This is a genomic window from Faecalimonas sp., from assembly GCA_029264305.1.
Lineage (GTDB): Bacteria > Bacillota > Clostridia > Lachnospirales > Lachnospiraceae > Faecalimonas.
On sequence record JARICA010000022.1, the window covers coordinates 117,325 to 127,861 of the forward strand.

Annotated in this window: 7 protein-coding genes and 7 tRNA genes; 2 read left to right on the plus strand and 12 right to left on the minus strand. The window is 33.3% G+C overall.

The genetic code is table 11. The features are described 5' to 3' along the window. Nucleotides 1-64 precede the first annotated feature (64 nt). On the plus strand, nucleotides 65-598 hold the full coding sequence (locus tag ACY2U7_RS08640) for a prolyl-tRNA synthetase associated domain-containing protein (protein WP_461813069.1): 534 nt from the start codon (nucleotides 65-67) through the stop codon (nucleotides 596-598). A gap of 44 nt (nucleotides 599-642) precedes the next feature. On the opposite strand, the gene ACY2U7_RS08645 is transcribed toward ACY2U7_RS08640, so the two are convergent. Together ACY2U7_RS08645 and ACY2U7_RS08650 are read right to left on the minus strand one after the other, a co-directional pair. Beyond that, on the minus strand, nucleotides 643-2,346 hold the full coding sequence (locus ACY2U7_RS08645; RefSeq protein ID WP_461813070.1) for a S8 family peptidase: 1,704 nt from the start codon (nucleotides 2,344-2,346) through the stop codon (nucleotides 643-645). A gap of 60 nt (nucleotides 2,347-2,406) precedes the next feature. Then, a complete protein-coding gene (locus tag ACY2U7_RS08650; RefSeq protein WP_461813071.1) occupies nucleotides 2,407-3,423 on the minus strand; it encodes a glycosyltransferase family 2 protein in 1,017 nt (338 codons plus the stop codon). Nucleotides 3,424-3,576: 153 nt separating this feature from the next. Between ACY2U7_RS08650 and ACY2U7_RS08655 the strand changes: the two genes are divergently transcribed. Then, nucleotides 3,577-4,797: a 6-phosphofructokinase gene (locus ACY2U7_RS08655; RefSeq protein WP_461813072.1), complete on the plus strand. Its 1,221-nt coding sequence runs from the start codon at nucleotides 3,577-3,579 to the stop codon at nucleotides 4,795-4,797. A gap of 184 nt (nucleotides 4,798-4,981) precedes the next feature. On the opposite strand, the gene ACY2U7_RS08660 is transcribed toward ACY2U7_RS08655, so the two are convergent. The 10 genes from ACY2U7_RS08660 to ACY2U7_RS08705 all read right to left on the minus strand — a co-directional run bounded on the left by ACY2U7_RS08660 (nucleotide 4,982) and on the right by ACY2U7_RS08705 (nucleotide 10,484). Then, nucleotides 4,982-6,907: a hypothetical protein gene (locus ACY2U7_RS08660; RefSeq protein ID WP_461816247.1), complete on the minus strand. Its 1,926-nt coding sequence runs from the start codon at nucleotides 6,905-6,907 to the stop codon at nucleotides 4,982-4,984. Between the two features lie 9 nt (nucleotides 6,908-6,916). Continuing rightward, nucleotides 6,917-8,158: a hypothetical protein gene (locus ACY2U7_RS08665; protein ID WP_461816248.1), complete on the minus strand. Its 1,242-nt coding sequence runs from the start codon at nucleotides 8,156-8,158 to the stop codon at nucleotides 6,917-6,919. A 206-nt stretch (nucleotides 8,159-8,364) separates the two neighbouring features. Continuing rightward, the gene (locus tag ACY2U7_RS08670) at nucleotides 8,365-9,597 is read right to left on the minus strand and encodes a 6-phosphofructokinase (protein WP_461813076.1); all 1,233 of its coding nucleotides are present in this window, start codon (nucleotides 9,595-9,597) and stop codon (nucleotides 8,365-8,367) included. Between the two features lie 217 nt (nucleotides 9,598-9,814). After that, a tRNA-Arg gene (locus tag ACY2U7_RS08675) sits at nucleotides 9,815-9,888 on the minus strand. Nucleotides 9,889-9,904: 16 nt separating this feature from the next. Then, nucleotides 9,905-9,991 (minus strand) — tRNA-Leu (locus ACY2U7_RS08680). Nucleotides 9,992-9,995: 4 nt separating this feature from the next. Then, nucleotides 9,996-10,068 (minus strand) — tRNA-Val (locus ACY2U7_RS08685). A 38-nt stretch (nucleotides 10,069-10,106) separates the two neighbouring features. After that, a tRNA-Asp gene (locus ACY2U7_RS08690) sits at nucleotides 10,107-10,180 on the minus strand. Between the two features lie 20 nt (nucleotides 10,181-10,200). Continuing rightward, nucleotides 10,201-10,274, minus strand: a tRNA-Ile gene (locus tag ACY2U7_RS08695). Between the two features lie 51 nt (nucleotides 10,275-10,325). Continuing rightward, nucleotides 10,326-10,398: transfer RNA gene (locus ACY2U7_RS08700), tRNA-Thr, on the minus strand. Nucleotides 10,399-10,412: 14 nt separating this feature from the next. Further along, nucleotides 10,413-10,484, minus strand: a tRNA-Glu gene (locus ACY2U7_RS08705). Nucleotides 10,485-10,537: the final 53 nt, after the last annotated feature.

Consider the following 10,537-nt stretch of genomic DNA (forward strand, 5'->3'; position numbering starts at 1 on the left):
AACTTGTCATTTTTTCTGAAATTGTCTATACTAACAGAAGATATATATAAGGAGGATTCACACCATGGATGAAATATTTACAACTTCTCCCGCAGACACCAATCGACTTCCAAAGGAAATGCGGGTATATGAATTATTAGAAAAACTACAAATACCTTTTGAACGTATGGACCACGGAATTGCCGACACAATGGAGGCTTGTGAAAAAATTGATGAAAAACTTCAAGTAACTATGTGCAAAAACCTTTTCCTCTGTAACCGGCAAAAAACAAATTTTTTTCTCCTTTTGATGCCTGGAAACAAAAAATTTCTTACAAAAGATTTATCAAAACAACTGGGTGTCTCTCGACTTTCCTTTGCTGAAGCAGACTTTATGGAAAAATTTTTAGACATTACCCCAGGCTCTGTCAGTATTCTTGGGCTAATGAATGATATTGAAAAAAAAGTTAATTTAATTATTGATAACGATCTATTAGAAGATGATTATATCGGTTGTCATCCTTGTATAAATACTTCTAGTCTAAAAATAAAAACTTCTGATATTTTAGAAAAGTTTTTAACTTATACTGGACACATACCAACTTTTGTAACTTTGTAAATTTTCTACATACTAAAAAGGTGCCTATAATGACACCTTTTCTTTTAAACCGGAAAACTATCTCGCACACATAACGCTCCATATCCTACTTGTATATTGGGATATTCTTTAAATGCTGGCAAAGGCCTTGCTCCTCTTTGCAAATATGCTTTTACTTTTTCTCCATATAGATACAAATCATTTCCTTTTGTAATTCCCCATTCCATCAATAGTGCCGCCCCACCTGTTACAAATGGTGTTGCAAAAGACGTACCACTTACTTCTTCATATGTTCCATCTCTTGTGGGAGCCAAAATATCTACACCTGGTGCAACCACATCTGGAATTTTTTCTCCACCTCTCCCCGAAAAATCTGCATAAGTAAATGTTAACGCATCATACGCACCGACAGATATCACTTGACTAGCTGTAGAGGGAATTGTAATGGTATTTCTCTCTATTGGATATAAAAATGCTGTTCCCTTATTCAATACGCTTTCACTTGGTAACCACATTTCAAATATTCCTGTAACTATTTTTTTCGGAGTCATAACAATTTTCCATATTCCAGACATAATATATTTATTCTTTGGAAGAAAATCAATATAAATTTCTTGATTTGTACTATAGGGACTTGGTTCTCCATAGTAAATCAAAAGTTCTGTTTCTCCTATTCTAAATCTTTGCGAACCCAAAATTTCTTGAATCGGGCCAACTTTAATTCCCGATGGGGAAATAATTGAAATATCCATAACATCTGAATAAGATTTCCACAATTGCAAATTCACTGTTTGTTCGTTTTCCTGTATAGCTAATTGCACAATTGTGTCTTTTCCTTCCTCTACTTTTCCTGAAGTATGCCCTGCACTAGCACCTTCATTTCCACTTCCAACACAAATAACGCTTTTCCAATAATTCGAAATATTATCTATAAATCTCTCCAAAAGACTTGTTCCATCATGGGCTCCATAGGTATTTCCAAAACTCATATTAATCGCAACTGGCATCTCAAATTCTTTTGCTTTTCTCACAACATAATCCAATGCCTGCATTAACTCTGTCGTTCTCGGAAATCCATCTTTTCTTGGACTTGCCAACTTTACAATAATCAAATCACTTTCGATAGCAACCCCTTTTTGTTTTCCATTGCCTGCTGCAATCCCAGCCACTGCTGTTCCATGTCCGGATGTATCTATACTTGGAACTATCTGCAACTGTTCACTTCTATTTTTCTGTTGCAACGCTTCATTGATCTGTTTTGACGTATATTCTGTCCCAATACTATAATGTGATGGAGGATTTCCTGAAATGCTCTGATCCCACAACAGTCTAATCCGTGTACTCCCATCCTCATTTCTAAAATCTTCATTCGCATACGATATGCCCGAATCAATCACCGCTACAAGAATTCCTTTTCCAAATAAAAATGGACGAGCATTCTGTACTGAAGTAATACAGGATGCCCGTCTTCCATTAACCACTTGAAAAAATAATCTTTTTGGTTTCTCAATATATTCTATTTCTGGAAAAAGAGCCAATCTTTCAATCTTAGATTCTTCTATCGTAATAATCGCAAACTCATTTTGCAATTCAACTACTTCTGCACCTATTTCTCTAGCCTTATCTAAATTTCCTGAATATTTTACGATTAAATCCCATATTCTTTCAATAGGATTATACCCAACATCTAACTCAAGTGATTTTGCTCTTTCTTCCTCCGTTGCATCTAATGCCAAATTTAGCACATTTTCCAATTTTTGCCCATTCATATATCTATCCAAACTTTTTCTTATGGTATATATATGACAGATTTAACTCTTTCATGCATACTAATTAAATCCAATTAATCTTCTTGCCACAATATATACAAAAGAGGAAATCTTTCTTCCTGATTTTCCTGGCAAATTAATTGTTTGTCCTAAAATACTATATCGAATCTTCCAATATACTTTATAATCTTTTGTTTTTAAATAATTCCAAAGTTCTTTTTTCTTTTCTAAATTTTCTTCTTTCTTAGAACGAATACATAATATAGAAGAAACTGTCATCATGATCGCAAGGTAATTAATCATATAATTTCTTAACTTTTTGTTGCCTATTCTTCGCAAATAGTACATATCAATCATAGACTTCGTAACAAAAATTTGCTGATCTATTCTTCCTATCATAACTTTTTCATTTACAGATTGATCTTCTCTACCTATATAATAACGATAAAAGTTCACATCTAAATAATATATTTTCTTTACATGTGGCAAAGGATAATATACATAAATATTGTCTACATAGAATGTATGCTTCGGCAATTTTAATTGATTTAATTTCAAAAGTTCTGTACGGTAAATAACCGAATGCATCAAAATATATTGCGCAATTCCAAAATGTCCCACTTCATCCCAACCAAAAATTTTGTTTTCTGGCAAAACATTCCTATAATGAATTACCTTTTTATTTTTCACTCCTACTTTTTCATACACGTAATTAGATACAAGCATATCTACTTCCTGTTCCTCTTCTTCCCAAGTATGCAGTGTATCTAATATACGCTTCAATGACTGCTCGTCCACCCAATCATCACTATCAACTACTTTAAAATATTTTCCTGTCGCATTTCTTAATCCAAAATTTACTGCATCTCCATGTCCACCATTTTCCTTATCAATCACTCGAACAATACTAGGATATTTCTCTTCATAATGCTTACCAATTTGTAATGTTTCATCTTGCGACCCATCATTAATAATTAAAATTTCTACATCTTCTCCCCCAATTAAAATAGAATCAACTGCATGACTCATATATTCTGCTGAGTTGTAGCAAGGGATTGCAAAAGTTAGATACTTCATCTTATACCTCCCGTTTATACCAATACTATATAGTATAATGTATTTTCGTATAATTTCCAACTGTATTATTGTAAATTATCCCATTTTCCTTTATATTATATAGGTAATTAAAAATATTTATTTGGAACGAGAAATACTTAGGAGGAATTTTATATGAAAAATATAATTGTAGGCCAATCTGGAGGTCCTACTGCTGTAATTAATGGGAGCTTATATGGTGTTGTATCTGAAGCTTTAAAAAAATCTGAATCTATTTCATCTGTGTATGGAATGATAAACGGAATCGAAGGATTTCTACATGGCGAAATGATTGAAATGAGTCCCCTCGTATCTACCGGTGAACTTGAATTATTAAAAACAACACCTGGTGCTTATCTTGGATCTTGTCGCTTTAAACTTCCAGAAGACTTATCTGACCCTATTTATCCTATACTTTTTGAAAAATTTAATGAATATAATATTGGATATTTTTTCTATATTGGTGGAAATGATTCTATGGATACTGTAAGCAAATTGTCCAGATACGCAAAATCTATTGAAAGTGATATCCGTGTTATTGGTATCCCAAAAACAATCGATAATGATCTTGTAAAAACAGATCATACTCCTGGATTTGGTAGTGCTGCAAAATATGTTGCCACAACTGTACGTGAAATCTCTATTGATGCTTCCGTATATGACAATAAAAAATCTGTTACAATTGTAGAAATTATGGGGCGCCATGCTGGTTGGCTCACTGCTGCGAGTGCATTAGCTAGAAAATTTGATGGAGATAATCCGATTCTCATTTATCTTCCCGAAGTTGCATTCAATCAAGAAACTTTTATCGAAAAAGTGAAAAATGCTTTGGAAACAACATCAAATATCATCGTCTGTGTATCAGAAGGTATTCATGATGAAAACGGAACTTTTATCTGCGAATACGGAAGTGATGTAGGTGTGGATACTTTTGGCCATAAAATGCTTACTGGCTCTGGAAAATACTTAGAAAATTTAGTAAAAGAACGTTTAGGTGTCAAAGTACGTTCTGTCGAATTAAATGTAAGTCAACGTTGTTCTTCTTCTTGTCTATCAAAAACAGACTTAGATGAAGCTATCGCTGGAGGTGCTTTTGGAGTAAATGTTGCATTAGCAGGTGAAACTGGAAAAATGGTTGCATTTAAAAGAGTTTCTTCTAAACCATACAGTATGGAATGTACTATAGAAGATGTTAATTCTATTTGCAACAAAGAAAAGGGCGTTCCTGAAAATTGGATTACACAAGATGGTGCAGATGTTAGCAATGATTTCATCGAGTATGCTGAACCTCTTATCTTGGGAGAAGTGGAAATCCCTATGAAAAATGGACTCCCAGAATTTGCTTTTAGAAAATAGTTGTTCATAATTTGTTCATTTATCATTCAAAAAAGTTTCATTTGTTTAACACTGTTTCTTCACTTCTTTCGCATATACTAATACTATCAAATGAAACATTAATAAATAACAAGCCAATTAGTTAGTATAATATACTATTTTGAATAAACTTTTTCATAATATATGCCGAGAACCGCATAAGTGGTTACTCGGCATCCTCCCTTTTATAAGGTCTTTTTTTCTTCTGATAACACAGAAAAACACCCATTGCCATAAAGATTACCATTCCACTTACAATGTACATTACTTTACTTTCTTTTCCACTTTTTTCTTTATTTTTTTGTTCTTCTTTTTCCACTTTTTTAAAAATCTTTTCTAACATATTTTTCTTTTCTTCAATAGAAAAATGTATTCTCTTTTCTGCTTGATTTCCAGCTAGATCAATTGCTTGTACATCTATCATATACTCTCCAATTTCTTTCGATTCAAAACGAAATACTTTACTATCCACATCTATCTTTTGCTTTTCTCCATTTATCCACACCCCTTGCAATTTTTCCGTTTCATCTTTTACACCTATTTTTATTTCAGCTGATTCATACGTTTCATAGTCCTTAATCCCTTCAATAAATATTTCCGGCTTCGTATGATCAATCATAAATTCTGCTCTTGCTATTGCTTCATTCCCCACACTATCTGTCGCTTTTACATAAAAAATATGCTTACCTTCTTGTGATTCTAAAAAATACAACGGTTGCAATTTCCCATCTAATCGAATTTCATATCGAAACTTTGTTAAATCAAATATAAAGTCTGAGACAGGATATGTCCACTCAAAACGCTTTAACCATTTACCATTTAATTCATCTACATGTTTAATGATTGGATTCGTTTTGTCTATAATAATTTGTTGTTCTTTCCTTTCCACATTTCCTGCCATATCTACTGCCTTTGCTTCTATTGTGTATATCCCATCTTCTACTATTTCTAAATCTGTCTTCCATTGATTTTCTACAAATTGATTTTCTGCTTGTTCTAATACGATCTTTTCATTTGCTTCATTCTTTTTTTTCAGTGTAACAGATGTTGTATTTAATTTTTTTGCATCCTGTACACAGATTTCTATTTTCACCATCTTACTTGTAATCATATTAGGATAACTTCCACTTATAACAATTTCAGGTTTCTCTTTATCGATGAGAATTTGCTGTTTTTCCCAAGTAATATTCCCAGCATAATCCCTTGCTTCAATCATAAGTTCCCCTAATTCTTTTAATTGCACATCAAACTTTTCTTCACGACAAAACTCAGGAAGTTTTTCAATCTCTTTGATTCTTTTCCCATTAAAATAACATCGTATTGATTCTATTCCTGAAGAATTCCCTCTATCTTTTACTTCGATAGTTGCATTGATATTCTTTGAATACCACTTTCCTTTTTCTAAATCTGTATGTATTACTATATCTGGCTTTTGCATATCACACACAATATATTTCGATACTGTTACTTTACTTTTATTCCCTGCAAAATCTTCTGCCCAAGCAGTAATCTTCCCTTGGAAATTTTCTGAAAGTTTAAGTTGTAATTCTTCTGCCTTTTCTTTCTTCTCTTGATCACCTTCTATTTGATAAAACATATTTTCTATTCCTGAACCTTGATCCATAGTTCTCAATTTTACAAGTGTTTCTTTTTGAAAATATAAAATTTCTCCTTTCCCCATGCCTTCATATTGAAATTCAACTTCTTCCGGAGGTATTGTATCAATATTGAATTCTTTTTCACATCTTGTCCCTTCTATCTCTTCCCCATTTTGATTTTCCTGCCATACTATCAATTTATGCAGTCCTTCTTTAAATATATTTTCATCTATCTGAACACTGTTTTCTTTTTCATCTAAACTTTTCTCCAACAATATTTCCTTGTCAATCTGTAATTGTATTTTTGTGAATAATTCTTTTCCACCATGATAAATATTTATTGTTGGTTTTTTTATATAATATTGATTTTTCCCATTAGGCTCTTCATACTCAATACGGACATTTTTTTCCTCCTCTTCTGCTGCGACAACTCCACTCAATCCATAAAGAATAACTAAAATCAAAATAAGTACTCCTAACCTTCTTTTATTCATACATACCTCCTATAATTGAATTTGATTTTCCATCACAAATTGTTTAAATATTTCTGTTTCTTTTATTTGAGGATTTTTTTCCATTATATTATGTAAAATTTTTAGTTTTTCCTCTTCACTATAATTTTTTTCTTTCCATAATTCTTTCAAATAACTAATATCCATCTCAATATATTTTTCCTTATAAATTTCTTCTTTTTTTCTTCTTTCTTCTTCTTGTTCACTTAATTTCCTATACTGTGTTCCCGCCTCTTTCCACAACGAAAGTTTTTCGTACGCCAACGCTTTATATTCATTCCATTCTTTTCTTAATTCCTCCGAAAGTTCTTCCAAATTATTCAAACGCATTTCTACAATCCACTTATATGATTTTTCTGTTTCTTGCAATATACAGACTCTAGCTACCATTAATTTTTTTCCTATATTGTCCTCTTTTTCTGCCTCTTTCTTTATCCTTGATAATATATGTTCTATCTCTTCGTTTTCTGATTGCTTCATCATAAAACGAGATAATTGTATATAATCTTCTATATTTTTTCCCTTGTCTTTTGCCTTCTGAAAATATATGTTACTCTTTTTATAGTCCTTTCTCTCCAAAAAGTAATACATACCTATTTGAAAAGAATTATCATCCTTTTTACAAGGAACAGGCTTCTTTTCTGGCAAATATTTCATAAGAACAGTCAATAAAATGACTCCCGAAAAAATTATGATCCATTTTTTTATATACCCATTATTTTGTTTTGAAAATTTTTCTTCTGATGGAAACTCACTTTTGAATTGTTTTTTTAGATTCTTTTCTAGACATTTTTTTGTAAATGATAAGAGTTTTATTTCCTCTCTCTTTTTCAGACTTGGCACACATTTAAGATGGGCCATGATAAATTGAATTGTTTTTCCTAAACAATAAAAGTCAACATCTTTTATTGTGGAATCTGGCTGAAACTGTTTTTCAAATTTCCTTTGCAAAGGAATATATTCTTCTTCTAAATATAAAAGTTTTATTTCACTTTCCTGAATAATTATTATATGATATGGATTTAAATGGGTATAACTTGGATTTCCCTTTTGCTTTCTAAACAAAGTAACCTGTCTAAGTAACTCCCTAATCCATTTTTCTAATTTTTCCTTTTCTATTTCTTCATGAAGTTCTATCCAATGATACAACGTCATTCCTTCTACATACGCAGATGCAATATAACATTGCCCATCCCTTTCCAAAAATCGAATCACTTCATATTCTTCCTCCAAAGCTCTGCTACACCTCCTTTTCTATTATATAACTTTATTTTTTAATGGAATTATTTAAGAAATTAAATTGAATTGAACATTTTAGATATGAAAGTAATTTTACTATACTGTATTTTTTCTTTAAAATCAAGATAGCTTTTTGCACAAAAATCTATCAACAAATTTAAATTAAGGGCAAAGTCTTTCTACTTTGCCCTTAGTTTTATTTATCTTGGTCTATTTAAATGTCTTGGTATTCCATCTACCATCACTGGAGCTACATCGCCTTGAATAAGTGGTTTGACATAAGTAACAAATTCATCTGTCACATATGTTCCTTCCTTATTTACCCACGCTCTTGGAACAACCTTCTCATCATTCGCAATCTTATGCACATCTTTTACTTCCGTACCACATTGATACGGATCATCAGAACGTCTTTCTAACACAACCATTTTACCTGAATCACCTTCATCGGCTGCTTTTACTGCTGCACCACCAACTTGATACGCCTCTAAAATATCAACTCTAGAAGCACAATGGGAAGCTGCTCTTTGTAATGTACTTAATTCAATGGCCCTCGTTTTACAACCAAGCTCACTTGCAACACGACTTGCTAAATAACTTGCTGTTCCAGTCAATTGTTTATGTCCAAAGGCGTCTACAAAATCCACATTTGCTCCTAATTCACATACATACCGTCCGTCTTCTAATTTAATTCCTTCTGAAACTGCAACTACAACTGATGATTTTTTTAATAAAAGTTGTTTTATTTTTTCCATAAATTTTTCCACATCAAAAGTAAGTTCTGGTAAATAAATCAAATCCGGACCTTCACAATCTTCTCCTTTCGCAAGAGCCGCAGCACCTGTAAGCCACCCTGCATTTCTTCCCATTATTTCAACAATAGTTACTAATCCTTTATTATATTTTAAGCAAAAGCTATCACAAATAATTTCTTTAACTGATGTTCCTATATATTTTGCCGCACTTCCGAATCCAGGTGTATGATCTGTCAATGCCAAATCATTGTCGATTGTTTTTGGGCAACCAATAAATCTAGTTGGCTGTCCTGTAATAATTGCATAATCCGATAATTTCTTAATCGTATCCATAGAATCATTTCCACCAATATAAATAAATGCTTCTATTTCTAAACGATTTAAAATTTCAAAAATTTTCTCATACAAAGCCATATCTTCATGAATCTCTGGAAGTTTGTATCTACAAGAGCCCAAATATGCCGCTGGTGTTCTTCTCAAGATTTCTGAATCTAATTCGTTTGTAATATGCTCTGAAAGATCAATGTATTGTTCTTCCAATAATCCTTGTATTCCATAGCGCATTCCATATACTTTTTTTGCGCCTCTATCTTTAGCTGTACGATATACGCCAGCTAAACTGGAGTTAATTGCCGCTGTTGGTCCTCCTGATTGTCCTACGATTACATTTCCCTTCATAATGCACTACCTCCGTATTCTTATCTAATACCACCATTTTAGTGCATTATCACTTTTTTGTAAATATATTTTCCATCTTTTTATGCGTTTTGCACAATTAAAATCTTCTAGAACAGAACCATTTACCCATCACAACCATTGACTTAAACCCATTTTTTCTTGATTATACAAAAATACACTAATCTTTGAAGATTAGTGTATTTTATAATTTAAGGTACGTGGGCGAGAAGATTCGAACTCCCGACCTTTTGGTCCGTAGCCAAACGCTCTATCCAGCTGAGCTACGCCCACATATTTCTTAAAGATATGCCGCAGACCGGAATCGAACCGGTACGGGAGTATAAGTCCCGCAGGATTTTAAGTCCTGTGCGTCTGCCTGTTCCGCCACTGCGGCATAATGGGACCAACAGGGCTCGAACCTGTGACCCCCTGCTTGTAAGGCAGGTGCTCTCCCAGCTGAGCTATGATCCCATGGGATATTAAATTGTATATCGTTTAAGCGATATAAACGACCCGGAAGGGACTCGAACCCTCGACCTCCGCCGTGACAGGGCGGCGCTCTAACCAACTGAGCCACCGGGCCATATTCATTTTTTAAAAAAGTGGACCTTCAGGGACTCGAACCCAGGACCGATCGGTTATGAGCCGATTGCTCTAACCAACTGAGCTAAAGGTCCAAATTTTTTTATGCATTGCCTAAAAGACCGCTTATCATTTGCATAAGCAAAAGCCGACAATCGGACTTGAACCGATAACCTGCTGATTACAAATCAGCTGCTCTGCCAATTGAGCCATGTCGGCATATTCAATTAAAATGACTCCTACGGGAATCGAACCCGTGTTACCGCCGTGAAAGGGCGATGTCTTAACCGCTTGACCAAGGAGCCTTACACTCTTTTTTCTATTCTTAAATAAACTCCCCAAGTTGGACTCGAACCAA

Coding starts and splice junctions, on each gene's coding strand:
- ACY2U7_RS08650 (WP_461813071.1), bottom strand. CDS start 3,423: ATGAAGTATCTAACTTTTGCAATCCCTTGCTACAACTCAGCAGAATAT.
- ACY2U7_RS08655 (WP_461813072.1), top strand. CDS start 3,577: ATGAAAAATATAATTGTAGGCCAATCTGGAGGTCCTACTGCTGTAATT.
- ACY2U7_RS08660 (WP_461816247.1), bottom strand. CDS start 6,907: ATGAATAAAAGAAGGTTAGGAGTACTTATTTTGATTTTAGTTATTCTT.
- ACY2U7_RS08670 (WP_461813076.1), bottom strand. CDS start 9,597: ATGAAGGGAAATGTAATCGTAGGACAATCAGGAGGACCAACAGCGGCA.
- ACY2U7_RS08640 (WP_461813069.1), top strand. CDS start 65: ATGGATGAAATATTTACAACTTCTCCCGCAGACACCAATCGACTTCCA.
- ACY2U7_RS08645 (WP_461813070.1), bottom strand. CDS start 2,346: ATGAATGGGCAAAAATTGGAAAATGTGCTAAATTTGGCATTAGATGCA.